Below are 25,559 nucleotides of genomic sequence, written 5' to 3' on the forward strand. Positions count from 1 at the left end.
TTGTTCTTTATTAAATTTAGTCATAATAAAAGACCCAAAAGTGTCTAACTTTTGGGTCTCACTTCAAATCTATTAATTTATTTGCATTACTTTATTTTATTTGGATTGAGTCTTATCACTGTATCCTTAAAATTTATCGGCGAAGCTACTGCAAATCATAACTTTGCTGTTTCATGCTTATATTTAGGCATCCTACTCTTTTATTTAGGAATCATTTTTGCCAGTCATTACAACAAGCTAAAAGTTCAGTTCTCTAAGCGACTCAATCTTTTAGTATTAGCCATTTCAATAGTTATTGCATACTTTATCTGTATTCAATCCACATCACTAATGGTAATTACATTAACAACTACAGTATTTTCATTCTTAAATACTGTAATGATGATCAGATTGTATTATAAATTTATGCGTGCAGAATAACAGAGACTAAAAAAGCTTGGTATCTTGGATTTGTAAATCCTTGATATCAAGCCTTTTTTAATATTTATAGCTATTTAGCACTCTTAGGTAGCATCCCTTCTGGGTTATTATCTAAAGCACCAACAACTTCATGAGCAGTATAAGGTTCATCTAAATATTTAACTTCATCCGGTGACAACTCTACGTCAACGGCTTTAGCAGCATCATCTAGATATCTCTCTTTAGTTGCGCCAACAATTGGAGCTGTGATACCTTTTGCCCATTGCCAAGCTAATGCAATTTGGGACATCTTAACATTATGCTTATCTGCAAGTTCAGCCACACGCTCAACAATTGGCATATCTTGCTCTTTAGCATGATCATATTTAGCACGCTCTGAAGTATCTGTCTCACTTCTCTTGGACTTTCCTTCCCAAGTTGGACGAGCCAAGTGACCACTAGCAAGTGGACTATATGGCATTAACATTACTCCATCTTGCTTGCAAATTGGGATCAGTTCTCGTTCATCTTCACGATAAAGAAGATTGTAGTGGTTTTCCATTGCTACGAATTGATGCCATCCATTCTTTTCTGCAACATGTTGCATATTCTGGAATTGATAGCCGTACATAGCTGAAGCACCAATTGCTCTCACTTTACCAACCTTAATTAATCCATCCAAAGCTTCCATTGTTTCTTCAATTGGATGATCATAGTCGAATCTATGAATGATGTACAAGTCTAGATAATCTGTTTCTAATCTCTCTAAACTTTTATCAATTTCACGATTGATTGCTTCTTTAGATAAGCGACCATCATTGAAGTAAATTTTGCTGGCAAGTACGACTTGATCACGAGGAATTTTATGTTTCTTTAGTGAATTACCAATATATTCTTCACTTGTTCCCATACCATAGACGTTAGCTGTATCAAAGAAATTGATCCCTAAACTTAAGGCATGTTGGACCATTTCATCGGTTTGATCTTCATCTAAAGTCCACCGGTAAGTTTTTATATCCGTCTTACCGAAACTCATACCGCCAACTGCTAACTTTGAAATTTTAATATCTGTTTGTGGAATTTTACTATATTTCATAACTTTCGCTCCTTTGATTTTATTATGGAGTATCAAGCTATCAATGTTAAATGCTTATATTAAATGTCTGGCTATTAGTTTTATGCATTGATATCTTATACTTTATTTAAAAAGTTGATCTGCATAATGTTCAAATACACGAGCGACAGTTGGAGCATCATGTCTTCCACTAACTGTGTAGTATTGCGTATTTTGTTTATCAAATTGTGGCAATCTTCTTAATGAGTCAATCTGCGATTCTATCAAATAAGTTGTTCCATCTCCTGAACCGCAACCAGCAAGGATCTTAAAACCCAAGTTAGGATTCTCTTCAACAGTCTTTGCCAAAATCCGTGCATTTTCTGCAGATGTACTAGTTCCAGCACCTCGTCCAGTAATCCAAGATTGACCAGCTATTGGGAGAAAGTATCTCATGTAAGGTAGATCATTTTGAAATGCATACCATGTCGTGATCCCACCCATTGAAAAACCACCAATAGCTCGGTGATCACGTGAATTTTTAATACCTTCATCAGTCGTATTATTAGCATATGTTGAATAATGACTTTCTACAGCTGGAATCAGATCTTTAATCAATTCATTTTTAGCAAAGTTCTCAGTTAATGGATCGTCATCATAAAAGCTAGGAGAAACAAAGTCGCTAGAAGGATAGTATGTTGGAAAAACAAAAATAGTATCTGTCAATATTCCACTTTTATTTAAACGATCAATAAGTTTTGGAAAATTGCCTTCTTCCATTAAGATGCTCATTCCATCCTTTACTTCAGAAGAGCCATGAACTAAATAAACGACATTGTATTTCTTTGAATCTGTATATCCTTCAGGCAAATATACTTTTGCTGTTTTCTTGTAATTTTTACCACGGTATGAAGTTTGATAACTGATTTCTTCCATCTTTTTTCTCCTCTTTTCTTTGAACGAAGAAAATACGAACTATGATTTTGACATAAGCAAAAACTATAGTCCGTATTTTTAATTATTCACTTTTTAATGCTGCATCTATTTCAGTGTCGCCACCAGTTACTTCAATAACTTTCTTAGCAGTATTTGGATATTTAATTACATCTGCCAAAACACGTGCAACATCAGGAATTGGAACTTCTCCAAAAGTAGTGTAATCCAAACTAATTTTGCCTGTTCCTTCAGTTTCCATCAATCTAGTAGGCTGAATAATTGTATAGTCCAACTTAGTTGAATTTAGCAAATAATTATCCGCAAAGAATTTAGCTGCAAGATAATCTTCCATCCCAGGAATGATATGAATATTATCTAAATCCAAACTATACATTGAACTTAACATCACATAGCGTTTAACACCTGCTTTTTCACTAGCAATCATTGTTTTGACTGCACCAAGAGCATCAGTTTGAATCAAGTCTTGGCCACGTGATCCAGCAGTAAAGTAGACAATATCACTGCCCTTTACTTGATTAAAGATCTCATCGACATTTGCATGTAAATCAAGTTTTTCAGGAGTTACATTAGCAAGCTTGATAACATTTTCAGGATGACGAGCTGCTGCAACAATACTATTACTATCATCAGCTGCTAAATCCTTAATCAGTTCAGTGGCAACTCTACCTGATCCACCAAATATGAAAATCTTACTCATAGATTACATCCCCTTTTTCAGAGATCTATTTACCAGTTTTGATTAACTGCACCGATTGTAAGATCACTAACAGAAGTATCTTCTGGTAAATCAATTACACGGTAAACTGCTTCCGCAACTTTTTCTGGTGACATGCTTGCAAAATTTGGACCTGCAGTAGTATTACCACTATTTTTATACAAACCTGTTGCTGTAGCGCCTGGATAAATAGTAGTAGTCCGAATATTTAATTTTTCTTGTGCAGATTCCATTCTTAAAGTGTCCATAACCGCACGAACACCAAATTTAGAAGCACTATAAGCAGCACATCCTGGGTACGCTTGAAGTCCTGCTACTGATGATGTTGCAATAACTTGACCGCCATGTTGAGCCTTAAATTCTGGCATAACAGCTGCAATTCCATAAAGGACACCTTTAAGGTTAATATCAATTGTTTGCATCCATCTATCAACCTCAAGAGCCGATAACGTGGTCACTGGCATAATTCCTGCATTTAAAAAGACAACATCAACTTTTCCAAAAGTATCTTTAGCTAACTTAATTAATGCTTCGTTATCTTCTTTTTTACTTACGTCAGTTACCCCAAATACGGCTTGACCGCCATTATCTTCAATTTCATCAGTAATTTTTTGGAGCTTATCGCGATTGCGAGCACCTAAAACTACTTTAGCTCCCTTAGAAGCTAATAATTTTGCTGTTGCTTCGCCAATTCCAGATGAAGCACCTGTAATAACAACAACTTTATCTTTAATTGCCATCTTAATTTCTCCTATTTACTTTGTTTAAGATTACTGATTATGGTGTTTTCTGAATTAGCTCCAACAATTGGATGTGGCACATATAATTCATCTAAGTATTTAACTTCATCATCAGTCAACTCAACGTCCAATGCCTTAACTGCTGAATCCAGATGACTAGCTTTAGTTGAGCCAACAATCGGCGCGGTTACACCTTTAGCCCATTCCCAAGCAAGTGCAATTTCTGACATCTGAACATTATGCTTTTCTGCAAGTTCATGTACGCGTTCAACAATAGGATAATCAAATTGCTCCATACGATCATATTTTCCAGCTGCTACAGCATCCGATTTACCTCGTTTAGTATTGGCATTCCAACCAAGGTGAGCTAAGTGACCGCTAGCTAACGGACTATACGGCATAAGGGAAACGTTGTATTGTTTACAAATTGGAATCATTTCTCGTTCATCTTCACGATAAAGCAAGTTATAGTGATTCTCCATTGTTTGGAACTGTGCTAGACCATTTTGGTTAGCGAATTCCTGCATATTGTGAAATTGATAACCGTACATTGCTGAAGCGCCGATTGCTCTAACTTTTCCTTGCTTAACAAGATCATTAAGAGCTTCCATTGTTTCTGAAATTGGAGTTTCATAATCAAAACGGTGAATGATATATAAATCCAAATAATCAGTACCCAAACGTTTAAGAGTCCCATCTATTTCACGATGAATTGCTTCGCTACTTAAATGTCCAGGGTTAAAGTAAACTTTAGACGCAATCACAACTTTATCACGTGAGATATTGTTCTTAAGTGCCTTACCAAGGTATTCTTCACTAGTGCCAAAGCCATAGGCATTGGCTGTATCAAAAAAGTTAAGTCCTAAATCAAGAGCATGTTGAACCATATCAGCAGTATCAGATTCATTTAGTGTCCAATTCAAATACTGATTAGGCTTACCAAAACTCATGCATCCCACTGCCAAAGGTGAAACTTCAATATCAGTGTTACCTAATTTAACTCTTTTCATATGCATATCCCCGATAAACAAGTATTTTACTTTCTCAAGAATCCTTTATCTTGATCAGGTAATTCTTCAGAAACATAACGTTCTGCCTTCATATGAAGGTCGTACTTATCTCTCAATTGAGCAAGTTCCTTCATCATTGGTGAATCATGATCAGCATCCAAGGCTGCTTGGTCTTTCCAAGTATCAATTAAAACAATTGATTCAGGATCATCTAATGGTTGAAAGTATTCATAACGTAAATTACCTGGTTGTTGACGAATACGATCAACAATACCACTACTTACCATTTCCTTAGCATACTTTTGTGCTGCGCCATTCTTACCAGTGTAAGTTAAAATCATTGTCAAACTCATTGTTCTTCTCCTTAATCTTCAAAAGTAACAAATTTTTCAAGCGGCATTCTCGTTGAAGTAATCTTATTCATTGGATCATTTTCATCTGCATAACCAAAGCCAATCCCAATAACGATTACTTCATCGTCTGGAATATTTAGCACTTTACGTAATATCTTAGGATACTTAATGAATTGATATGCAGTCATTGTTGCTAAACCTTTATCTGTAGCAGCAGTAACAAAGTTTTGACCAAAAGCACCTAAATCATATAATGACCAATCAGAATATCCTTTTGGTAAAGTCATAATTAATAAATTAGGTACGTTGTACAGAACGCTAGAATGGTCTCCCATTATCTCAGACCATTTTTCGCCTAATACTTTAGGTAAACTATTATTCCATTCTTTCATATTAGCCTGACCTTGCTCAGACCATTCAGTTCTTGGCATTACAGGAATATCAGGATTACCTTTTTCGCCGGCTTGGCTTGCCTCTTTATAAGCCTTTCTTAATTCAGCTAACTTTTCACCCGATACTGCATAAACATGTTCTGGTTGTGAATTGACCCATGATGGAGCCTGTTTTGCCAAATTTAATAATTCTTCAACTGTTTCTTTTGGAACTTCTTGGTCTAAAAATGCACGTGTAGATTTTCTTTTACTTATTGCGTCTTTTGTTTCCATCAATTATCATCCCCTAAAGTGATCTAATACCAACCAAATGCTGATTTTTCTTCATTCATTGCATCAATTGTTGCCATGTCTTCAGAATCTAATTCAAAATCAAAGACATCAATATTCTCAGCAATTCTTTCTTCATGAACACTCTTTGGAATCACAATAATTCCGCGTTGAATTAAGAAACGTAAGATCACTTGTGCAACAGTCTTACTATGTTTTTGGGCAATCTTTGATAAAGTTGCATTCTTAAAGATATTATTCTTACCTTCCGCAAATGGTGACCATGCTTCAAGTTCAGTTCCATGACTCTTTAGAACCTTTTGGAATTCTTTTTGCTGACGGAAGACGTGTGTTTCGTTTTGATCTACTGCAGGAATAACGTCACACTCATCAAGAATTTGTTGATAATCTGCCCCGTAAAAACTACTCAAACCAATTGAACGAACTTTACCAGCTTTTTGAGCATCTTCTAGTGCTCGATAAGTATCGACATTATTTCTACCAGGCCAGTGAATCAACATTAGGTCAATGTAATCAATATCTAATGCTGCTAATGATTCATCAATTCTTTTAGCTGCTTCTTCGTAACTTGCTTGCGGTGGCATTTTAGTAGTGACAAAAATTTCATCACGAGGGATGCCACTTTCTCTAACAGCTTGACCAACTTCTTTTTCATTGCGATAGTATTCTGCTGTATCAATTAAGCGATAGCCATCATTCAATGCAGTTGTTACAGCCTTAACAGTTTGGCTTGCTGGAATTAAGTACACGCCAAAACCAAGAATTGGCATCTTATGACCATCATTTAAAGTTACATATTCCATTTTTAGCCTTCTTACTATTATTTCTTAGTTAACTTAACAATTGCGCTTTCAGCCGTTTTCCCTGTCATCATGGTCAAAATTGAACCTGCTGGATATTTGCTAGTAAATGCCTCACTTACTGCTTTAATTTCAACTGGATCACTAACCACTTCATAATTTACTTCATAGTTTTTGCCATTAGTACCTACTTGGCCACCGTTTCTTGTACCAAAGTCAACCCATTTTGTATCCTTGCCTTTAGCACCACGTACATACAGATTGCCATTGTCAACTACAGTCCAAGTTGGAATATCTTGTTCAAAGTTTTTGCCATCATCTGCATATGGTCTGTTTTGCAAAGCTTCAACTGTTTCAAAATCTTTTAATTCATCTTTAGTCCATTCAGTCATAATAAAAGCCTCCTAGTCATCCATAATTTTATATTCTTCAAAGTATGATTTACCCTTTTTAATTTCACCGGTCTCATACAAAGAAATCTTGTGTTTTAAGCGATTGATTGATCTATCCAAATTATGCTTTTTTTCTTCGAGCATCTCTAGTTGCTCTTTAAGCAAATCTTCTCGAGCTTCTAAAGTTGAATCGCCTTCTTGAAGCATTTGAGCATAATCAATTAATGCTTCAACTGTTACACCTGAGTGACGCAAGCAAACGATCATTTCGATCCATCCTTGCATCCCTTCGTTATAGTAGCGATTGCCATTTTTCTTTCTTGGAACTTCGGGAATTAAACCAATTCGCTCATAATAACGAAGCGTATCTGGGGTAATATCATATTTTTTACTAATCTGTGTAATTGATAAATCTGGCATTTTTACCTCTATAATTATTCACGCATGTCTTGTTCCCAGCTACCAATAGTGTTAACGCCTGCTTTATCGGCTACTTTTTCTAAGCGTTCTACTTCAGCATTAGTTAAATGACTTGCACCAACCTTAGCAGCGTCATCAGCATGCTTAGCACTAGTAACACCAATAATTGGTAATACACCTTTAGTTACAGCCCAACTCATTGCAGTTTGAGCAACAGTTAAATCATGGGCTGCACCTACTTCTTTCAAAGTATTAATTAACTCAGTTAATTCTGGCAATTTTGAGTTATAAATTGCAGCACGAGCACTACCTTCTGGGAATGGATGATCAACATTGTACTTACCAGTTAAAGCACCTTGTTCCAAAATCATGTAAGCCCAAAATTCAATATTGTTTTCTTTACAGTAATCTAAAATACCAGCTTGTTCAGATGTACGATCCAATAAACTTAAGTGATTTTGAACAGCATCTAACTTAAATCCAGCTTCACCCAAGATTTCTTGAACACGTTTAATTTCACTTAAAGTGTGGTTAGAAACACCAACGTGCTTAATCTTACCTGATTTAAGCAATGGAATAATTTGTGGAGTCCACTTTTCAACATCTGCGTCATTATGAATCCAGTAGTAGTCTACATAATCTGTCTTCAAACGCTTTAAGCTTCCTTCAAGCATGTTTTCCATTGCATTAGCAGTACCATCTTCCATTTGAGGAGTGAATTTTGTAGAAATCACGATGTTCTCACGTGGAGTTTTTGCTGCTAAATCTCCTAAAATAGTTTCTGAAGCACCACCACCATATGCATATGCAGTGTCCCAAATGTTCAAGCCATCTTTAAGTGCTTCATCATAAACTGGTTTGAAGTGATCTTCATCAAAGTGGTTACCAAAGTAACTTCCGTTGTCACCCCAAGCCCAAGTTCCTAATACAATTTGTGATTTTTTAGCCATGTTCTTTACCTCTTATATGTTTCTATTTAATTCGTAATTCTTTTGACAAAAATAGAATACTACCTGGAGTTCACTCCAGGTCAAGAAAAATAAAAATAATTTTTATATCAAAAAAACGATTGCCTTTTAAGCAATCGTCCTTTTTAGTTTCTTCTTCTTTTAGTTTCTTCTTCTTGGACCTCTTCCAGCAGAAGTAGGATTATTATTCAATACATATTCTTCAATCAACTGCAAAACCTGATTATTTTGTGGCAACGCCGAGTGCTGCGCCAATCTTCCTGTTACAGTTATCTGCGTATAATGCTTAACTGCACCTTGATAAATGTATTTTCCGGCTTCTACGCTTGAAACAGGGACAATACCATCAGCCACATAATTCTTGGTCCCCGCAACTGAATACATTGTTAAATATTTAGGTAATTTCTTTCTATTTTTCACAAAATCTTTGAGCATTTGCGTAGGACGATTAGAAGTCTCTGCAAAGTTATATGGTGAACCAATTGTCATCAAAACTTTGATTCTAATCAATTTGTTACTGGTAGTATTGAAATAATTTTCTAAAAATGCTGTATAAATCAAACCACCATTTGAGTGCCCTACTGCCTTAAAGTTGTTAAAGTTATACCGTCTCTTTAACTCATTAAAGGCCATATTAAACCAGCGTGCCTGCTTTTTAATATTGCTATAGCCATCATGGTTATTTTGAAAGCCAACTACAATAAATGGCTCATTATCTTGCCGCCTAATTCGTCCAGTAAAGATCATTTGTCCGTTTTCTTTTACATAGACCTTAAGCAAACTATGATTTCGACGATCTCTTTGATTAATTTTTTGTACTAAAGTATCGAAACGATTTACTGAAGCAGAACTACCCGGAATCATAATTATTGGTGACATACGAGAGTCACGCCGCATCTGCAATTTATCAGCATTATTTCTAGCATAAATTGTCGCTGGAATTGCAATAATCAAAGTAGTTAGGAGAATTAATAAAGGTAGCCATAATTTTTTAAATAGTTTCATTTATTGCCATCCCCTCTACTTTTTCATTTACTTTATCATCCAGTCGTACAAAAGGCAGATAAATTAGTACATCAACAATTAAAATGAAAATTGTATAAATTAATGCCCAGATATCGCCACCTGTTCCCATCAAGGGCCCAAGCATTCCTGGAGTTCCATCTGGTACTGGATAGACCAAAGGTGGAAACATTCTTAAACCAATTGCAATAGTACCAAGTATCATATTTACAATTGGCGTTAATGCAAACGGAATTAAATAAATAGGATTCAAAATTGTTGGAATACCAGTAACTAATGAAAAGTTAATATTGAAGAATATTGGCAAACTACTGCTAATCGCAATCTTACGCTTCTGTTTTTGATGACTAACCAGAATAACTGCAATGATTAATGCTAAAGTTGCACCTACACCACCAATTCTACCGAAGCCGTTAAAAAGAGATTGCAATGTATATGGATATGGAATATTCCATGGTGTTTTGTGTGACAAAGCATAGCTCAAGTTAGCTACAGATTCATTACCAAAAATATTACTGTTAAAATTCAAATTTCCAGCATAACCTAACCACATAGTAATAGTCGTGATTAACGAAATTAAAATTGAAACACCATAAGTACTATGCTGGCTAGCCACAACCTGCACGCTTTGTGCAACAATACGATCCATCTGATATTGACGGTAAGTTGCGTATCCTAAGTGAATAACTAAAGCAATTCCCAAAACTATAAGAATTGGACGCATATTAACAAAAATATTGGTTAAAATTTCTTTATCTGTCTGCTCTTTTTTATTGCCAAATTTCACAAAAATTAAACCGACCAAGTAGCCTACAACAATGCCGAAAATAAACCACATGGCATTATAATAGTTCATCTCTATTCGCTGAGTATTGCGAATTGTATGAACAAACATCAAAATGTAGGCTGAAACGCTAGTTACTCCCACTAGACCAGAATTTTTGCCATAATGACGGACAGTTAGCTCTGAACTGATAAAAGCCGCATACAGGCTAAATACACCCGTTGTTGCAAGGCTAATATCGTTAACAATTGGTGCAAAAAAGGTATAAGCAGGAAACCACTTAGAAATATTAGTTAATTGTCCAAAAAAGCTATTATTTGTCAAAAAACTATTAGTAATTACCCAACAATACGACCCAATTAATGCAATTGGAAATAGTGCAATTAATGTTTGCTGAAATATTTTAATAAAGGTTAGTTGCTTATACTTAGCAAGTAAATCAATTATTTTTTCTCATTCATACTCCCACCCTTTTCCTTTTTTACAAATATACATTTTTAGGAGTTTTAGGACAAGAAAAAAAGCGTTTATTTTTTTAAACGCCTTATATTATGTTATTCAGGGTCTGAATCAGCGTGGTAAGTAATACTGAAGCCTGCTTGGAATTCTTTACCTGGTTCCAAATGATTCATTCCGTATTTGTCTTCTAGTTTTCCATCTGCATCGTCTCTATCTGCAATGCCCCACCATGGTTCAATGCAGACATAGTTAGCAGTCTTAGGATATTGTGACCAAATACCTACGAATGGAGCATTTCTAGTCCAAACATTGATGTGGAACTTACTTTTATCAGTTCTAAGTGAAACCTTATTGTCGTGTCCGTGCAATTCATAAATTAGTGCATCGTCCTTAAATAAGTCATCACTTAAAGTAATAAGACTGTCTGTTGAAGCAAGAGAACGATTATTCCAGTCAAGACTTGCATTCTTAAGTGGGATCTTAACACGTGCAACAGATGGGTGCATGTCGAAGTAGTAATCTTCCTTCTTAGCACCATCCTTAGTTGGCAAGTTGAAGCCTGGGTGTCCACCAACACCAAAGATCATAGTTTCATCTGATTTGTTAACAACACTAAAGTTTTCTTCAAGCAAGTTGTTCATTAAATTGTAGTTAACTCTGAATTCGAACTTAAATGGATAAATCTTACGTGTTTCTTCGTTATCCTTTAATAAGAAGGTGATACTTTCTTGAGTGTGGTTTTCCACTTCAAAGTCAGAATTTCTAGCAAAACCATGTTGACCCATATGATAAGTCTTGCCTTTATAAGTATATTCATCATTCTTTAAACGACCAACAATAGGGAAAAGAATAGGTGCATGTCTGCCCCAGATTTCTGGATCAGCTTGCCACATATATTCTTCACCAGAGTGAGCGCCTTTTACGCTCTGAATTTCAGCACCGTGATCTGAAATGACCACTTTTATCATATTATTTTCAATTGTATAATCCATAATCTATTTATCCTTTACTTATCAAACAACAAAAATCAGAATGTAATCGCTTTGATTACTTATATTCTAACATATTGCTATAATAAGTCAGCTCTAATTTTGAGCAGAAAAAAACAGCCCAATGGGCTGCTTTTCGACTTTTTATAAGATAAATTTGGTTAAATCCTTGTTCATAATAATATCGCCTAATTTATCTTCAACATAGGCTTCGGTAATGGTAATTTCTCCCATTTCCATATCTGGACCTTCGTAAAGAACATCTTCAAGCAACTTTTCAAGAATAGTTGAAAGACGTCTTGCACCAATATTATCAGTACCTTGGTTGACATCAAAGGCAATTTCAGCAATCTTATCAACTGCTTCTTGAGTAAAGACTAACTTAATTCCATCAGCCTTCATCAAAGCAACATATTGCTTAAGAAGTGAATTTTGTGGGTCCTTCAAGATCTTTACAAAGTCGTCTTTAGTCAAAGCATTCAATTCTACACGAATTGGAAAACGACCCTGAAGTTCTGGAATTAAGTCACTTGGCTTGCTTTCAGCAAAGGCACCTGCTGCAATAAACAAAATGTGATCAGTTGATACAGGACCATACTTAGTATTTACAGTTGAACCTTCAACAATTGGCAAGATATCTCTTTGCACACCTTCACGAGAAACTTCACCAGAATTACGCTTATTACCAGCGATAATCTTATCAATTTCGTCGATAAAGATAATACCGTTGTTTTGACTTCTTTCAATAGCACGTTGGTAAATAGTATCGTAGTCGACCAACTTGCGTGATTCTTCTTGAATCAAGACTTCACGTGCTTCTCTAACTGGCAAAGTACGCTTAACTTTCTTCTTAGGCATAATGTCATTAAGCATTGAGCCCATGTCCATGCCCATTTGACCCATCATGTCACTCATTGGGCTTGCCTTAGGAGCTTGTTCAACTTCAATAGTAACTTCACGATCTTCAAGAAGTCCCTTGTTTAATTTTTCAGCAACATCCATTCTTTGATTACGAACTTCATCAGTTACTTCTTCTTGATCATTGTTATTTTGGTTTGGTCCACCCATGAGCATTGACATCATATCTTGCATTTGTTGCATTTGGTTTTCGCGTTTTTCATGCTTGACACCAGGTGCAAGAAGACGTACTAATTGTTTGTTAGCTTCTTTAGTAGCTTGTGGCTTTACTCGATCAAATTGATCCTTTTCTTCCATGCGGACAGCTTCGCTAACCAAGTCACGGACCATTGATTCAACGTCACGACCAACATATCCAACTTCAGTAAACTTAGTAGCTTCAACCTTAACAAAAGGTGCTTCAACGATATCTGCCAAACGACGAGCAATTTCAGTTTTACCAACACCAGTAGGACCAGCCATTAGCAAGTTCTTAGGTGTGATTTCTTTTTGCATCTCTTTATTAAGTTGCATTCTACGGTAACGGTTATAAAGAGCAATCGCTACTGATTTCTTTGCTTCATCTTGACCAATAATATATTCATTTAAGATTCTAACTATTTCTTTTGGGGTCTTAATAGCCATTATTTTTTCTCCTAAATTTCATCAGTGATAATTTGATCATCAGTAAATACATCAATACCTGATGCAATCTTAACTGCTTCATGAGCAATTTCATCGGCCTTCATGTCTTTTGCATGACGAGTCATTGCGATTGCAGCAGCTTGAGCAAAGTTACCACCTGAACCAATTGCAACTACATTTTCATCTGGTTCAAGTACTTCACCATTACCTGAAATAAGTAAAAGATCCTTATCGTCAAAAGCAATAAGCATTGCGTTCAACTTTTGTAAAGTTGGATCTTTGCGCCATGCTTGAGCCATTTCAACAGCTGCACGACGTAAGTCACCACTGTAGCTTTCAAGCTTGCCTTCAAGCATATCTTGCAAGCTTACTGCATCAGCTACACCACCAGCAAAACCAATAATTACACGATCATGGTAAATTCTACGAATCTTTCTTGCAGTAGCCTTGGCAATTACTTTTTCACCTAAAGTAACTTGACCATCACCTGCAATAGCAGTCTTGCCGTTATATCTTACTGAACAAATTGTTGTCATTATTAAACCTCAACTTTCTTTATTCCGAGGAAAATATTTTTCATAATCTGATTTTAAATGAGCCGTCGTCACATGCGTATAAATTTGGGTGGCAGACAAACTGCTGTGGCCCAATAATTCTTGCACGCTACGCATATCCGCACCATTATTTAGCATTGCTGTCGCAAAAGTATGACGAAGCTCATGTGGATGTACTTTACCACTAATCCCTGCTTTATTAAAAGTCTTTTGCATTACATATTGGATGCCGCGATCACTGATCGCCTTTCCTTGATTGCTCAAGAAGACATGCTGTTCATCTTTATCTTTCAATAAAAGCGGACGAGCATTATTCAAATAATTAAGCAGGGATTTTTTAGTTTGATCATCAAAGGCAACGTAACGATCTTTGTTACCTTTTCCGTGAACTAAAATTGTCTGTAAATCTAAATCAATTTGCTTTATTGTTAAGCCGCTAACTTCGCTAACTCGCATCCCTGTAGCGTAAAATAATTCAAACAGTGCTAAGTTTCGAACAGTCAGTGGCTCATTTCCTTGCAAGGAATCAAACACTTGCTTTATCTCAGGCTGGTAGAAAAACTGCGGCAATTTTTTCTCGCCCCGTCTTAAGTTAATAGCCTGAGTAGGATCAATTTTTATAATCCTTCTCTTAGTTAAAAAACGATAAAACGAGTGCAAACTCGACATTTGTCTTGCTTGACTGCTGCGAGCTAGTTTTCTATCTGCTAAATGTTGCAAGTAGACCTGAATATCTCTTTCAGTTACTTTCGTCCAGCCATTAAAGCCGGCATTTTCTTGCCAAAATTTTTTAGCTTCATTCAAATCGCTATTATAAGACGAAACAGTTTTTTCGCTATAACGTCTTTCAAACTTCAAGTAAGAGATAAATTGATCTAGTTCATCCTTTTCGCTACTCATTAGTCTAAGACTTCCGCCTTAAATTTATCTAAGCTAGCCAAACCACGTTCACTAATTTTTTCGTGACGTTCACGCTTTTTACGGATCTTTTTACCTTCAAGGGCTGGCAAAAGCGCAAAACTAGCATTCATTGGTTGGAAATGCTTGGCACTAGTAGTGGTTACATAGTTAGCCATTGAGCCTAATGCAGTGTCTTTTGGAAAAGCAACAGTATTTTCATCTAAAGCTTCTCTTGCTGCATTAACACCAGCAACTAATCCGCTACCAGCACTTTCAACATAGCCTTCAACACCAGTCATTTGACCTGCAAAGAACAAACCTGGTCTGTTTTTAGCTTCATAGCTAGCTGTTAACACATCTGGAGAAGCCATGTAAGTATTTCTATGCATCTTGCCGTAGCGAACGAAACGAGCATTTTCAAGACCCGGAATCATAGAGAAGACACGCTTTTGTTCGCCAAACTTCAAGTGAGTTTGAAAACCAACAATGTTATACATTGAAGCAGCAGCATTATCTTGACGCAATTGAACTACAGCATATGGAGTTTCACCTGTATGAGGATCTTCCAAACCTACTGGCTTCAATGGGCCAAATAACATAGTTTTAGCACCACGAGCAGCCATTACTTCAATTGGCATGCATCCCTCAAATACGTCACTATTTTCAAAACCATGAAGCTGAGCAGTTTCTGCATTAATCAATTCATGAGCAAACTTTTCATATTGCTCTTTAGTCATTGGGCAGTTTAAATAAGCTGCTTCACCGCGATCATAACGTGACTTCTTGTAAACAATGTCCATGTCAATTGAATCTGCTGCAACAATTGGAGCAGCAGCATCAAAGAAGTGAAGACTATCAGTACCTGAAAATTCTTGAATTTGTTCAGCAAGTGCATCACTAGTCAAAGGACCAGTGGCAATAATTGTGATGCCTTCTTCTGGAATTTTAGTAATTTCTTCTTCATGAACAGTTACATTATCAAGGCCGCGAAGCGTATCAGTAACATATTTACTAAAACTATCACGGTCAACAGCCAAAGCGCCACCTGCTGGAACTTGGGTTTTATCAGCAGCCTTCATGATTAAAGAATCCATATGACGCATTTCTTCTTTTAAAAGGCCTACTGCATTAGACAACTGATTTGAACGCATTGAGTTTGTACAAACAAGCTCTGCAAATTCGCCAGTTTCGTGTGCAGGAGTTTCTTTCTTTGGACGCATTTCATAAAGATCAACATGGATTCCACGCTTAGCCAGTTGCCAAGTAGCTTCACTTCCGGCTAATCCTGCTCCAATTACAGTAACATTTTTTGGCATCAAATCACCTTTATTTCTTTATATTTAAATTTTACTTATCAGTTTCATCTTCTTGTGGATCTTCACGGTAATCGCCGTTTGGACAAAGAATAACTGGGCCCTTCTTTGAATGTTTTTCAACCAAGAAATGACCATCATTTGGACAATTTCTGCCAACTGGCTTATCCCAAGAAACGAAATCACATTCTGGATAGCGAGAACAACCATAGAATTTACGGTTTCTTCTAGACTTCTTTTCTACCACTTGACCCTTGCCACATTTTGGACACAAAACGCCAATTTCTTTAACTATCGGCTTAGTGTTGCGGCAGTCTGGGAAGCGTGAACAAGCATAGAACTTACCATATCGACCCATCTTAATTACCATTGGGGCACCACAGATATCACAGTTAAAGCCAGCTGGTTCATCTTTAATTTGAACCTTTTCGATTTCGCTATCGGCTTTATCTAATTCTTTTTTAAATGGTTGGTAATATTCATCAACAACGTTGACCCACTTCTTCTTGCCGTCTTCGACTTCATCAAGTTCATCTTCAAGATGAGCAGTGTAATCGACATTGGCAATATCTGGGAAGAATTGTTCAACTAATGTATCTACAATTTCACCCAATTCCGTTGGCACAATTGAACGACCTTCAAGCTTTACATAGTAACGACGTTGAATCGTATCAATTGTTGGTGCATAAGTAGATGGACGCCCTACGCCATTTTCTTCCAAAGCATGAACTAAGCTAGCTTCAGTATAGCGTGCTGGTGGTTGAGTAAAGTGTTGCTTGTTATCAGACTTAGTCATTTTGACTTTGTCGCCTTCTTCTAAGTCTGGCAAGTCAACATTCTTTTCTTGTTGGTTATCATAAACCTTAGTAAAACCAGCAAACTTCATCTTAGAACCAGTTGTTCTAAACATTACACCATTTTGTACAATATCAGCTCTAACTGTGTCATATACAGCTGGAGTCATTTCACTAGCCAAGAATCTTGACCAGATCAACTTGTACAAACGATATTGTTCAGTTGTTAAAACGCTCTTAAGTGATTCTGGAGTTCTATAAACGCTAGTAGGACGAATAGCTTCGTGGGCATCTTGAGCATCTTCTTGGTTTTGGAAGTGTCTTTGACTCTTAGCAGCAAATTCAGCACCATATTTTTCATGCAAGAACTTAGAAGCTTCTTGTTGAGCAACAGGAGAAGTACGCTTTGAGTCAGTTCTCATATAGGTAATTAAACCTACAGTGCCTTGCTTACCTAAACTAATTCCTTCATATAGTTGCTGAGCAATGCTCATTGTTCTACGAGTTCTGTAGCCTAAGCGTTTGTTAGCCTCTTGTTGCATTGTAGAAGTAGTAAATGGTGCAGCTGGTTGACGACGACGTTGTCTAGAAACGACTTTTTCAACTTCAAAGTCTTTCTTTTTATCAATTTTTGCCAAAACATCTTTGACAGCATCAATATTAGGCAATTCTTTCTTTTTACCATCAACACCATAAAATGCTGACTTAAAGCTTTCTTTGCCCTTCTTGAATTCTGCATCAATTGACCAGTATTCTTTTGGTTTAAATTCTTTAATTTCCTTTTCACGGTCAATTACAAGTTTTAAGGCAACAGATTGAACACGACCTGCACTCAAGCCTTTTTTAACTTTAGCCCAAAGAATTGGTGAAAGTGAATAACCTACTATTCTGTCCAAAACTCTACGAGCTTGTTGGGCATCAACTGTGTCCATATCGATAGTTCGAGGATGTTTAAAGCTTTCTTTAACAGCATCTTTAGTAACTTCGTTAAAAGTTACTCTGTTTTTAGCTTTTTCATCTAAATTAAGAGCATGAGCTACGTGCCAAGCAATGGCTTCTCCTTCACGATCGGGGTCGGATGCCAAATATACATCTTTAGCCTTTTTAGCTTCACTCTTCAATTCTTTAATGGTGTCACCTTTACCACGAATAGAAATATATTTTGGCTTATAGTCGTCTTCAAAGTCGATTCCCATTTGTGATTTAGGTAAATCACGAATATGTCCTTTTGAAGCGATTACATGATAATTTCTACCTAAATATTTTTCAATTGTCTTGGCTTTTGCAGGTGACTCCACAATTACCAAGGTTTTCTTACGTTTTTTAGTTTTTGATTTACTTTTTGCTTTAGTAGGCATTAAATGCCTCCTTATTGAAATATTATTTTTTTAATTACAGTCCACAGATTAAATAATACTTTATGAATTGTCAAATCTTTCCATTTTTAAATTTGAAATTTACTATCGGAATAGCTCCTGCTTCAATCAATTGATTTGGTCCAGCAGAAAGCTCGCTAGTTATTGCTCCCGGCACCGCATAAATATCACGATTTTCTTGCAAAGCTAAGTTTGCCGTAATTAATGAACCCGACTTTTCTTTAGCTTCAGTGACAATAACACTTTTACTTAAACCAGCAATAATTCGATTCCTTTCTGGGAATCTATAGGGTCTAGGCGGAGTATCAGGCAAATATTCACTAATTACCAAACCTTTTTGCCTAATTTGATTTTGCAACCAGGTATTTTGTTTAGGATAAGAATAATTCAATCCATTACCAATTACCGCAATTGTTCGCCCTTGATTATTCAAAGTAGTATGGTGTGCCAAAGCATCAACGCCTTGAGCTAAGCCACTTGCAATTACCATGTTCTGTTCAAGCAAGTTCGGTACCAATTTTTTCATTACTTCTTTACTGTAACTTGTTGGATGCCGCGATCCTACAATAGAAACAATTTCTTTTGAAAGAAGTGAAGTATCTCCTTGAGCAAACAAAATAAGGGGTGGTTGATAAATTTGGCGTAATTTTTCAGGATATTCTTTATCAAAAAAGCTGATTACATCACACTGACAATAAATTTGGCGTACTAGTCGATCAAGGTCTTTATCCTGAAAAGCTTTTAGACATGCCTTTAATAGTTGATCTGACAATTCCATCTCTTTAAGATCTTCAGCTTCAATTTCTTGCTCACTATTCATCTGTTTAGCAATTGTGAGCAATTTTACGTAACCAATTCCTTTTTGCAGTTTCAGTTTTAATAAAAATTCTGTCTTATTCATAAAAGCCTCCACTGTTTATTACGCAAAAAATCGCTGTTTTCTTTTTAGAGATTTAGTTTTTTTCAAAAAAATCGCTGACAGGTGCAAAAGTCTTTCTATGAATTGGAGTAGGACCATATTTTTTCAAAGCTGCAATATGTTCTTTAGTGCCATAGCCGGCATTATTCGGGAAACCGTATTGAGGATATATCTTATCATAATCGTCCATCAATTTGTCTCTGAACACCTTGGCTACAATTGAAGCTGCCGCAATTGAATTGGACTTTGCATCCCCCTTAATCAACTTTACCTGTGGCAAGTCAACGGGAACATCCATAGCATCAACTAAAAGTGCATCTGGTTTTACATCAAGTGCTCTTACAGCTTGTGCCATTGCTTGTCTATCTGCTTCATAAATATTAATTTGATCGATTACTTGCGGACTTTTGACGCCGATCCCTACACTTACGGCTTCTTCCAAAATCTTAGGGTAAAGCTTCAGACGTCTTTCAGGCGTCAATTTCTTTGAATCATTTACATCAATCAAATCAAAATCATGATCGATAATAACCGCAGCAGTAACTACGGGACCAGCTAATGGACCACGTCCAACTTCATCAACACCGGCTACTAACTGATTTTTAGCCCAAAATTCTTTTTCATAAGCAAAACGCTTTCCAAAGGCTTGTTTTTTCTCTAAGAGTTTTTCTTGTCTTTTACGATAGCTAACTAATAATTTTTGTACACCGCTACGAGGATCATTTTCTAATTCAGTGATCTGCTCTTCAGTAATGTCTTGTTTTAATAGCTCTTTTATTTCTTTAATTGTCATGGTCTATCAAGCGTAATCCTTCCAATTGCACCCTTACGTAAACGTTGCAACATAAATAAGGAGAAGCGATCATAGTCATCACGCATACCGTATTTTTCGGTCATTGCTAATAAGACATCCGCATCAGACAAGTTATTAATATCAGCTTCACTTAATTTAGAGAACTTAACTAAGTCTTTTAAATAATGCTCGCGCAAGTTTTCTAATACGTATAAAGCTACATCGTCAGCATGGAATACGCTATCTTTAATCGCACCAAAAGCAGCTAATTTATAGCCAACTTCTTGATCAGAAAACTTAGGCCATAAGATTCCTGGTGTATCTAACACTTGAATATTTGCGCTAGTTTTCAGCCATCTTTGACCTTTAGTAACGCCTGGCTTATTACCAACTTCAGCTACGTTTCTTCCCACAAGACGATTAATCACAGTTGATTTGCCGCAGTTAGGAATTCCGGCCAAAGCAATTCTGATAGTCGGATTTGACGCTCCACGAGCTTCTAACTTCTTAGTTTTTTCTGAAGCAGCTTTTTTAACTAGAGAAATCAATTTTTGCATATTTGTATTATGCAAAGAGTCTAAAGCTAAAACATATTTATCAGGACCATTAAGTTTCTTAGCCCATTCTTTAGTTAAAACAGGATCAGCTAAGTCAGCTTTATTCAAAATAATAATGTGTGGCTTATTACCAACTAATTCTTCAATCATGGGATTTCTAGATGATTCTGGAATTCTTGCATCTAGTACTTCCACCAAAACATCGATTAAGCCCATTTTATCTTCTAGTTGATTACGAGCTTTATTCATATGTCCTGGATACCATTGAATTGTTGCCATAATATCTCCTCTTTCTAAAACATTTAATTTTCTTCAGTATTCAAGAAAACAACTTCGGCCATTAATATTTCTTTATACAAAGTCAGAAAACCATGACGATATTCTTGTTCTCTTTGTACTATTCTGCCTAAGTAATTCCTTTCTTGTCTAAATGCATAACGATAAACAACTGCTCTAAATTCCTTTTGATCTTCAGGCAATTCTTTTTGCTTAGCAGTATGTTTAATTTCTTTAATAAAATCTTTGATTGAAGTTTGATTCATTTGAGCTTTTAAATCAAACTCCAATTGCTTACGAATTTTTACTGGCAAATAAATTTTATCTATCTGCTCTAAAGCATATTGCACCATTTCTACGCGAACTCGATCAACTTCTGCTCTTTGAGCATAATCCGGCTTGTCCTTGGGCAATATAAATCTAAATACAATTGTTGGTACAATCATGCTGAGAAGAATCAAAGTAATTTCACTAATCAAAATCAAATGAAAATCTGCTAAATTTACATTTAATTCACTCAAAGTATAAGCCAATGCAAAAGTTACGGCGCCATGAATTCCGCCTAAACTAAATATCCAAGCATCTTTATAGCTAATTTTTCCCTTTAATTCAGGTGCAAAACGGCAATATAAAAATCTAATTGCCAAATTAGCCAAATAAAGAATTATACCAATTAGAATTGCATCAATGGTTTGCACATTAAATATATCTTCACTCATTGAGCGAATAATAATTATACCAAGTAATAAGAAAACAATTCCATTAAGAATGTCTATGAGTAGCTCAGAAAATTGATTGCTATTATAAAAAATTGATGCATTAGTCAATCTGCTACGCTCTGATTCTACATTGTGTACTAGCCCGGCTGCCACAACAGCAATAATTCCTGACACATGAACTTCTTCTGCCAAAAAGTAAATAGCTAGTGGCGTTAAGAAAAATAGTATCTCTAGCGGCATGATAGTACTGCTTGCTAAATGATGTTTGGACCTTAAACTTACTTGACGCAAAAAGACTAATAAAATAGCAATTAAACTGCCAAAAACAATTCCGCCACCAGCAGAGTAGATAAAGTTTCCAATAGCTTCGCCAATACGCAATTGTTTATGAATATACCAATCAACTGCCATGTTAAGCAAAATAATGCCAGAAGCGTCGTTAAACAACGATTCATCTTTTAAATAAAATTCTATCTTCTTAGGCAATTTTAGTCCGTGGACCACCGATTCTGTTGCTGTAGCATCAGTAGGCGTTGAAATAGCCGCCAAAATAAAAGATAAAGGTAGTGAAACACCTAAACTCAAATAAATACCAAATGCTGCAGTTATTGTAGCCAGGATAATCATTACTACTGTTAAGCCTAATATGGCTCGCCAGCTGCGCAATACATTATATAGCCGCGTACGTTGCCCCTCAAAAAATAAAAGCGGTGCAACAATCAAACCCATAAAGATTTCCGAGCTAAATCCTTCAATCATTCGGTTAGTTTGAGGAATTAACGCAATCGCCATTCCCATTAGCATCGCAATATAATTAACAGATATTCTTCTAAAAAGATGCTGTTGAATTATATTAACTATTGCTACAGCAAACAAAAGGAAGCCTATAAAAATTATTACATTCATAGTTCCAAGTCTCAATTAATAAAAAAGCCCAGGCAATTCAGAGGCTTGGGCTTAGTACATCATTTTATCTTCGTACATCTTGTATGCACGATCAAAAATTGACATACTTGGTAAATAACTAGCATTAAGTTCTAAATAATCTGACAACTTCTCATAATTTTGTTCCTGCTTAGGAAAAGTCAGATCATTTTGTGCATTATTAGCAAATTGAGCTACCTCATCCGTTGAATCGGCATCCCTTTGCGTCATCAAATAACGATAAAAACTCTCTCGATAAGCCATACATTACTCCAAATAATATAAAATTGCGTAGGCACCATTACCAGCATGTGTAGCAATAATTGGACTTGTTTCAGCAACTAAAACATTAATATCAGGATTGATTTCTTTAATTTTATCTGCTAACTCATGCATTGGTTCAGGCGTATCAACATAAGAAATTCCTACTTCTTTGATATGGTCTTTATTTTCTGCAATTTCGTCTAAAACTCGTTTATCAAAGGCACGACTAAATTTCTTGCCTCGGCCCTTCTTAAAGACGTTTAATTCACCTTTTGGCATTTGCAATGCAATTCGAATGTTCAACATTGTAGCAATTCGACCAGAAAGTGCGCCAAGACGACCGCCTTTAATTAAGTTCTTTAAATTAACAACCATCATTTCCAACTTTTGGTTGTCTCTAATCTTTTCAACGTGACTAACGATCTCATCCATCGACTTTCCAGCTTGAGCATCTTTAGCAGCTGCCAAAACTTGAAAGCCTTCTGCTCTATCAGTTAATTCTGAATCGATAATTGTAACATTATCAGATTGCTCGGCAATTTCAGCAGCTTGACGTGCTGCAGAAATCGTTCCACTTAAAGATTTAGCTAAGAAAATACCAATTACTTTGCTTCCATCTTCGGTCAAATTTTTAATTACTTCAACAAAACGACCAATTGGTGGTTGACTAGTCTTAGGAAGGTTTTCTGCTTCATTCATCTTTTTGACAAAATCGCTTCTAGTTATATCGACTCCATCAACATACGATTTGCCATCAATAGTTATCGTCAACGGAACTACAGTAATATCATATTTTTCAATTTCTTCTTTTGTTAGTTGGACGGATGAATCCGTCATAACTTTGATCTTTGACAACGTATTCGCCTTCAATTCTAATTTATTTACCCATTTTATGATAAAATGTGTGCAACATATATTATGTATTGTATCAAAAAAATTACTTAAGAATAAACAATTGATTGGATGTATTTAATGAACATTAGTAAACCATGGCAAGAACCTAAACATAGATCTAAAAGATATTATCTTTTAGATAATATCTTCAGCGCAATTACTCATGGTATTGGTTTTGGCTTATCAATTGCAGGATTAGTAGTCTTAATTGTTAGAGCAGCCCATACCGGAAGTCCAATGCGCATTGTAACTTTCACTATTTATGGATCATGCTTAGTTTTACTCTATTTATTTTCAACGCTATATCACAGCCTGATATTTACCAGAGCCAAGCATGTCTTTCAAATTTTTGATCACTCTTCGATCTTTTTATTAATTGCTGGCTCTTATACCCCATATTCTTTAGTGGCTATTGGCGGTGCTTGGGGCTGGACGCTATTTGGCTTGATCTGGGCCTTAACTGTCTTCGGCATTATCTATTACATTTTTAACCGAGGAAAGCACGTCATCTTAGACACAATTTTATATGTGGGTATGGGCTGGTTAGTCATTCTATCAGGCCCATATTTATATGGTCGTTTAAGTCCAACTGGCTTTTGGCTATTAGTTGGCGGCGGTGTTGCTTACACAATCGGGGCAATCTTATTCAGCATGCGCAACGTACCTTTTATTCATACAATTTGGCATTTATTCGTAATGCTAGGATCAATCTTGATGTACTTTTCAGTTTTGTTTTATGTTTAAAAAATGCGGCAGAAATCTGCCGCATTTTTATTATGCTAATCTAAACTATCCAAATATTGTTCAATAGCTTCTTCACTATTTTCAATTTCGCCATCTACAACCAATTCTCTAATCTTGTTAAGAGTACGGCCAAGTTGTGCACCAGGACGCATCCCTCGCTCAATCAAGAAACTACCATCAATTGCTAACTCGCCTGACGTCTTAATTGGCAAAGCTGTGTAGCGGTCAACTAAGGCTTCTGATGCAACTGGCTGTCCTAAAATATGAGCAACATCAATTGTATTGATAATAATCTCTTCTCCAGCCTCAAAGAGCTCATAATCAGTTGGTTCATGATCTGCAATTAAATCGAACATCTTAATGATTCGCTCAACCTTATCAGTCATCGCGTTCGAATTCTTCCAGTCACGCATAAATTTACTGATTTGTTCATTTGGCACTTTAAGCAAAATGATAATGATCGCCCACAGGCTGCTTTCCATTGTAGGACTAAATTTTAATCGTGGATAAATTTGCAACAAGTCTTTCTTACCTGCAAAATCAGGTACATCTTCACTTAGCTGGGTATCTAAGAAAATCTGAAATGCTTGTCTAGAAAATGGTCCTAAGCCCATTTTGACAAATTCTTCACGAATACGTTCAACCGAAATTTTCTTTAATAATTCATGATTGTCTTTAATTGCCTGCTCAGTTTTAGCTTCCAGTTTAAATTCTAGCTGACTCATGAATCTAACTGCACGCATCATTCTCAATGCATCTTCATGAAATCTCTTTTCTGGATTACCAACAGCACGAATAACATGATTCTTCAGGTCTTCAATTCCGTTGAACAAATCAACAATTTCGCCGCGCATATTCATTGCTAAGGCATTAATAGTAAAGTCTCTTCTCTTCAAATCTTCATCAAGATTTTGGACAAAAGTTACATGATCTGGTCTTCTAAAGTCTTGGTAACCTGATTCTGTTCTAAAAGTAGTGATTTCATAGCTTTCACCGCCATATAAAACAGTAACGGTTCCGTGTTTAATACCTGTATCAATTGATTTATCAAAAAGTTCTTTAACTTCTTCTGGATAAGCACTAGTAGTGATGTCTACATCGTGAACGTGTCTATGCAGTAAAACATCTCTTACTGAGCCACCTACAAAATAAGCTTCAAATCCTGCATTTTCTAAGGTTTGCAGGACGGGCATGGCTTTAACAAATATTTCTGGTAAATTATCTATTTTGATCATTAATAAAAT

Annotated in this window: 27 protein-coding genes; 1 reads left to right on the forward strand and 26 read right to left on the reverse strand. The window is 36.0% G+C overall.

The window, feature by feature from the left end:
• Positions 1 to 490 precede the first annotated feature (490 nt).
• The 25 genes from RDN22_RS02765 to RDN22_RS02885 form a co-directional block, all read right to left on the reverse strand.
• Positions 491 to 1,495 (reverse strand): aldo/keto reductase, encoded by a 1,005-nt coding sequence (locus tag RDN22_RS02765; RefSeq protein WP_308555682.1) that lies wholly within the window; start codon positions 1,493 to 1,495, stop codon positions 491 to 493.
• Between the two features lie 102 nt (positions 1,496 to 1,597).
• Complete coding sequence (locus RDN22_RS02770; protein WP_308555684.1) at positions 1,598 to 2,389, reverse strand: alpha/beta hydrolase-fold protein; 792 nt, start codon at positions 2,387 to 2,389, stop codon at positions 1,598 to 1,600.
• Between the two features lie 82 nt (positions 2,390 to 2,471).
• Entirely contained in the window at positions 2,472 to 3,107 is a 636-nt protein-coding gene (locus RDN22_RS02775) for an NAD(P)H-binding protein (protein ID WP_308555686.1), read from the reverse strand.
• A gap of 29 nt (positions 3,108 to 3,136) precedes the next feature.
• Entirely contained in the window at positions 3,137 to 3,865 is a 729-nt protein-coding gene (locus RDN22_RS02780) for an SDR family oxidoreductase (RefSeq protein WP_308555688.1), read from the reverse strand.
• Between the two features lie 11 nt (positions 3,866 to 3,876).
• A complete protein-coding gene (locus tag RDN22_RS02785) occupies positions 3,877 to 4,875 on the reverse strand; it encodes an aldo/keto reductase (protein ID WP_308555690.1) in 999 nt (332 codons plus the stop codon).
• 26 nt (positions 4,876 to 4,901) lie between these two features.
• Positions 4,902 to 5,228 (reverse strand): putative quinol monooxygenase, encoded by a 327-nt coding sequence (locus RDN22_RS02790; RefSeq protein WP_308555692.1) that lies wholly within the window; start codon positions 5,226 to 5,228, stop codon positions 4,902 to 4,904.
• A gap of 11 nt (positions 5,229 to 5,239) precedes the next feature.
• Entirely contained in the window at positions 5,240 to 5,893 is a 654-nt protein-coding gene (locus RDN22_RS02795) for a nitroreductase (RefSeq protein ID WP_308555694.1), read from the reverse strand.
• A 23-nt stretch (positions 5,894 to 5,916) separates the two neighbouring features.
• The gene (locus RDN22_RS02800; protein ID WP_308555696.1) at positions 5,917 to 6,714 is read right to left on the reverse strand and encodes an aldo/keto reductase; all 798 of its coding nucleotides are present in this window, start codon (positions 6,712 to 6,714) and stop codon (positions 5,917 to 5,919) included.
• A 17-nt stretch (positions 6,715 to 6,731) separates the two neighbouring features.
• The gene (locus tag RDN22_RS02805; RefSeq protein WP_308555698.1) at positions 6,732 to 7,103 is read right to left on the reverse strand and encodes a DUF2255 family protein; all 372 of its coding nucleotides are present in this window, start codon (positions 7,101 to 7,103) and stop codon (positions 6,732 to 6,734) included.
• A 12-nt stretch (positions 7,104 to 7,115) separates the two neighbouring features.
• Positions 7,116 to 7,523: a MerR family transcriptional regulator gene (locus tag RDN22_RS02810; RefSeq protein WP_308555700.1), complete on the reverse strand. Its 408-nt coding sequence runs from the start codon at positions 7,521 to 7,523 to the stop codon at positions 7,116 to 7,118.
• A gap of 14 nt (positions 7,524 to 7,537) precedes the next feature.
• A complete protein-coding gene (locus RDN22_RS02815) occupies positions 7,538 to 8,473 on the reverse strand; it encodes an aldo/keto reductase (protein ID WP_308555702.1) in 936 nt (311 codons plus the stop codon).
• 159 nt (positions 8,474 to 8,632) lie between these two features.
• Positions 8,633 to 9,496 carry an alpha/beta hydrolase gene (locus tag RDN22_RS02820; RefSeq protein WP_308555704.1) on the reverse strand — a complete coding sequence of 288 codons (864 nt, stop codon included), beginning with the start codon at positions 9,494 to 9,496 and terminating at the stop codon, positions 8,633 to 8,635.
• The gene (locus tag RDN22_RS02825) at positions 9,483 to 10,745 is read right to left on the reverse strand and encodes a PTS transporter subunit EIIC (RefSeq protein ID WP_308555783.1); all 1,263 of its coding nucleotides are present in this window, start codon (positions 10,743 to 10,745) and stop codon (positions 9,483 to 9,485) included. Before RDN22_RS02825 ends, RDN22_RS02820 begins: the two co-directional genes overlap by 14 nt.
• A 107-nt stretch (positions 10,746 to 10,852) precedes the next feature.
• Entirely contained in the window at positions 10,853 to 11,749 is an 897-nt protein-coding gene (locus RDN22_RS02830) for an aldose 1-epimerase family protein (RefSeq protein ID WP_308555706.1), read from the reverse strand.
• A 141-nt stretch (positions 11,750 to 11,890) separates the two neighbouring features.
• Complete coding sequence (gene hslU, locus RDN22_RS02835; RefSeq protein ID WP_308555708.1) at positions 11,891 to 13,288, reverse strand: ATP-dependent protease ATPase subunit HslU; 1,398 nt, start codon at positions 13,286 to 13,288, stop codon at positions 11,891 to 11,893.
• Between the two features lie 11 nt (positions 13,289 to 13,299).
• Positions 13,300 to 13,824, reverse strand: coding sequence for an HslVU peptidase proteolytic subunit (gene hslV / locus RDN22_RS02840; RefSeq protein WP_308555710.1), 525 nt, complete (start codon positions 13,822 to 13,824; stop codon positions 13,300 to 13,302).
• A 9-nt stretch (positions 13,825 to 13,833) separates the two neighbouring features.
• Positions 13,834 to 14,742, reverse strand: coding sequence for a tyrosine recombinase XerC (gene xerC / locus RDN22_RS02845; RefSeq protein WP_308555712.1), 909 nt, complete (start codon positions 14,740 to 14,742; stop codon positions 13,834 to 13,836).
• Entirely contained in the window at positions 14,742 to 16,058 is a 1,317-nt protein-coding gene (gene trmFO / locus RDN22_RS02850) for a methylenetetrahydrofolate--tRNA-(uracil(54)-C(5))-methyltransferase (FADH(2)-oxidizing) TrmFO (protein ID WP_308555714.1), read from the reverse strand. The genes xerC and trmFO overlap by 1 nt, the downstream gene beginning before the upstream one ends.
• Before the next feature lie 31 nt (positions 16,059 to 16,089).
• Complete coding sequence (topA, locus tag RDN22_RS02855; RefSeq protein ID WP_308555716.1) at positions 16,090 to 18,207, reverse strand: type I DNA topoisomerase; 2,118 nt, start codon at positions 18,205 to 18,207, stop codon at positions 16,090 to 16,092.
• 70 nt (positions 18,208 to 18,277) lie between these two features.
• Positions 18,278 to 19,126, reverse strand: a complete 849-nt coding sequence (gene dprA, locus RDN22_RS02860) for a DNA-processing protein DprA (protein WP_308555718.1) — start codon at positions 19,124 to 19,126, stop codon at positions 18,278 to 18,280.
• Positions 19,127 to 19,178: 52 nt separating this feature from the next.
• Positions 19,179 to 19,937 carry a ribonuclease HII gene (locus RDN22_RS02865; RefSeq protein WP_308555720.1) on the reverse strand — a complete coding sequence of 253 codons (759 nt, stop codon included), beginning with the start codon at positions 19,935 to 19,937 and terminating at the stop codon, positions 19,179 to 19,181.
• A complete protein-coding gene (ylqF, locus tag RDN22_RS02870) occupies positions 19,934 to 20,773 on the reverse strand; it encodes a ribosome biogenesis GTPase YlqF (RefSeq protein ID WP_308555722.1) in 840 nt (279 codons plus the stop codon). Before ylqF ends, RDN22_RS02865 begins: the two co-directional genes overlap by 4 nt.
• Positions 20,774 to 20,796: 23 nt before the next feature.
• A complete protein-coding gene (locus RDN22_RS02875; RefSeq protein WP_308555724.1) occupies positions 20,797 to 22,395 on the reverse strand; it encodes a sodium:proton antiporter in 1,599 nt (532 codons plus the stop codon).
• Positions 22,396 to 22,446: 51 nt separating this feature from the next.
• Positions 22,447 to 22,677, reverse strand: coding sequence for a YozE family protein (locus tag RDN22_RS02880; protein WP_308555726.1), 231 nt, complete (start codon positions 22,675 to 22,677; stop codon positions 22,447 to 22,449).
• Between the two features lie 3 nt (positions 22,678 to 22,680).
• Complete coding sequence (locus RDN22_RS02885; protein ID WP_308555728.1) at positions 22,681 to 23,532, reverse strand: DegV family protein; 852 nt, start codon at positions 23,530 to 23,532, stop codon at positions 22,681 to 22,683.
• A gap of 117 nt (positions 23,533 to 23,649) precedes the next feature.
• On the opposite strand from RDN22_RS02885, the gene RDN22_RS02890 reads away from it, so the two are divergent.
• Positions 23,650 to 24,315: a hemolysin III family protein gene (locus tag RDN22_RS02890; protein ID WP_308555730.1), complete on the forward strand. Its 666-nt coding sequence runs from the start codon at positions 23,650 to 23,652 to the stop codon at positions 24,313 to 24,315.
• A 35-nt stretch (positions 24,316 to 24,350) separates the two neighbouring features.
• Here the strand turns inward: RDN22_RS02890 and RDN22_RS02895 are convergent, their stop codons facing one another.
• Complete coding sequence (locus RDN22_RS02895) at positions 24,351 to 25,550, reverse strand: CCA tRNA nucleotidyltransferase (protein ID WP_308555732.1); 1,200 nt, start codon at positions 25,548 to 25,550, stop codon at positions 24,351 to 24,353.
• Between the last annotated feature and the right edge of the window lie 9 nt (positions 25,551 to 25,559).

Source organism: uncultured Lactobacillus sp. (genome assembly GCF_902491705.1).
GTDB lineage: Bacteria > Bacillota > Bacilli > Lactobacillales > Lactobacillaceae > Lactobacillus.

What these genes read in the sequence shown, in the direction of transcription:
- RDN22_RS02765 (WP_308555682.1), bottom strand. Translation starts at nt 1,495, where the DNA reads ATGAAATATAGTAAAATTCCACAAACAGATATTAAAATTTCAAAGTTA.
- RDN22_RS02770 (WP_308555684.1), bottom strand. Translation starts at nt 2,389, where the DNA reads ATGGAAGAAATCAGTTATCAAACTTCATACCGTGGTAAAAATTACAAG.
- RDN22_RS02775 (WP_308555686.1), bottom strand. Translation starts at nt 3,107, where the DNA reads ATGAGTAAGATTTTCATATTTGGTGGATCAGGTAGAGTTGCCACTGAA.
- RDN22_RS02780 (WP_308555688.1), bottom strand. Translation starts at nt 3,865, where the DNA reads ATGGCAATTAAAGATAAAGTTGTTGTTATTACAGGTGCTTCATCTGGA.
- RDN22_RS02785 (WP_308555690.1), bottom strand. Translation starts at nt 4,875, where the DNA reads ATGAAAAGAGTTAAATTAGGTAACACTGATATTGAAGTTTCACCTTTG.
- RDN22_RS02790 (WP_308555692.1), bottom strand. Translation starts at nt 5,228, where the DNA reads ATGAGTTTGACAATGATTTTAACTTACACTGGTAAGAATGGCGCAGCA.
- RDN22_RS02795 (WP_308555694.1), bottom strand. Translation starts at nt 5,893, where the DNA reads ATGGAAACAAAAGACGCAATAAGTAAAAGAAAATCTACACGTGCATTT.
- RDN22_RS02800 (WP_308555696.1), bottom strand. Translation starts at nt 6,714, where the DNA reads ATGGAATATGTAACTTTAAATGATGGTCATAAGATGCCAATTCTTGGT.
- RDN22_RS02805 (WP_308555698.1), bottom strand. Translation starts at nt 7,103, where the DNA reads ATGACTGAATGGACTAAAGATGAATTAAAAGATTTTGAAACAGTTGAA.
- RDN22_RS02810 (WP_308555700.1), bottom strand. Translation starts at nt 7,523, where the DNA reads ATGCCAGATTTATCAATTACACAGATTAGTAAAAAATATGATATTACC.
- RDN22_RS02815 (WP_308555702.1), bottom strand. Translation starts at nt 8,473, where the DNA reads ATGGCTAAAAAATCACAAATTGTATTAGGAACTTGGGCTTGGGGTGAC.
- RDN22_RS02820 (WP_308555704.1), bottom strand. Translation starts at nt 9,496, where the DNA reads ATGAAACTATTTAAAAAATTATGGCTACCTTTATTAATTCTCCTAACT.
- RDN22_RS02830 (WP_308555706.1), bottom strand. Translation starts at nt 11,749, where the DNA reads ATGGATTATACAATTGAAAATAATATGATAAAAGTGGTCATTTCAGAT.
- hslU (WP_308555708.1), bottom strand. Translation starts at nt 13,288, where the DNA reads ATGGCTATTAAGACCCCAAAAGAAATAGTTAGAATCTTAAATGAATAT.
- hslV (WP_308555710.1), bottom strand. Translation starts at nt 13,824, where the DNA reads ATGACAACAATTTGTTCAGTAAGATATAACGGCAAGACTGCTATTGCA.
- xerC (WP_308555712.1), bottom strand. Translation starts at nt 14,742, where the DNA reads ATGAGTAGCGAAAAGGATGAACTAGATCAATTTATCTCTTACTTGAAG.
- trmFO (WP_308555714.1), bottom strand. Translation starts at nt 16,058, where the DNA reads ATGCCAAAAAATGTTACTGTAATTGGAGCAGGATTAGCCGGAAGTGAA.
- topA (WP_308555716.1), bottom strand. Translation starts at nt 18,207, where the DNA reads ATGCCTACTAAAGCAAAAAGTAAATCAAAAACTAAAAAACGTAAGAAA.
- dprA (WP_308555718.1), bottom strand. Translation starts at nt 19,126, where the DNA reads ATGAATAAGACAGAATTTTTATTAAAACTGAAACTGCAAAAAGGAATT.
- RDN22_RS02865 (WP_308555720.1), bottom strand. Translation starts at nt 19,937, where the DNA reads ATGACAATTAAAGAAATAAAAGAGCTATTAAAACAAGACATTACTGAA.
- ylqF (WP_308555722.1), bottom strand. Translation starts at nt 20,773, where the DNA reads ATGGCAACAATTCAATGGTATCCAGGACATATGAATAAAGCTCGTAAT.
- RDN22_RS02875 (WP_308555724.1), bottom strand. Translation starts at nt 22,395, where the DNA reads ATGAATGTAATAATTTTTATAGGCTTCCTTTTGTTTGCTGTAGCAATA.
- RDN22_RS02880 (WP_308555726.1), bottom strand. Translation starts at nt 22,677, where the DNA reads ATGGCTTATCGAGAGAGTTTTTATCGTTATTTGATGACGCAAAGGGAT.
- RDN22_RS02890 (WP_308555730.1), top strand. Translation starts at nt 23,650, where the DNA reads ATGAACATTAGTAAACCATGGCAAGAACCTAAACATAGATCTAAAAGA.
- RDN22_RS02895 (WP_308555732.1), bottom strand. Translation starts at nt 25,550, where the DNA reads ATGATCAAAATAGATAATTTACCAGAAATATTTGTTAAAGCCATGCCC.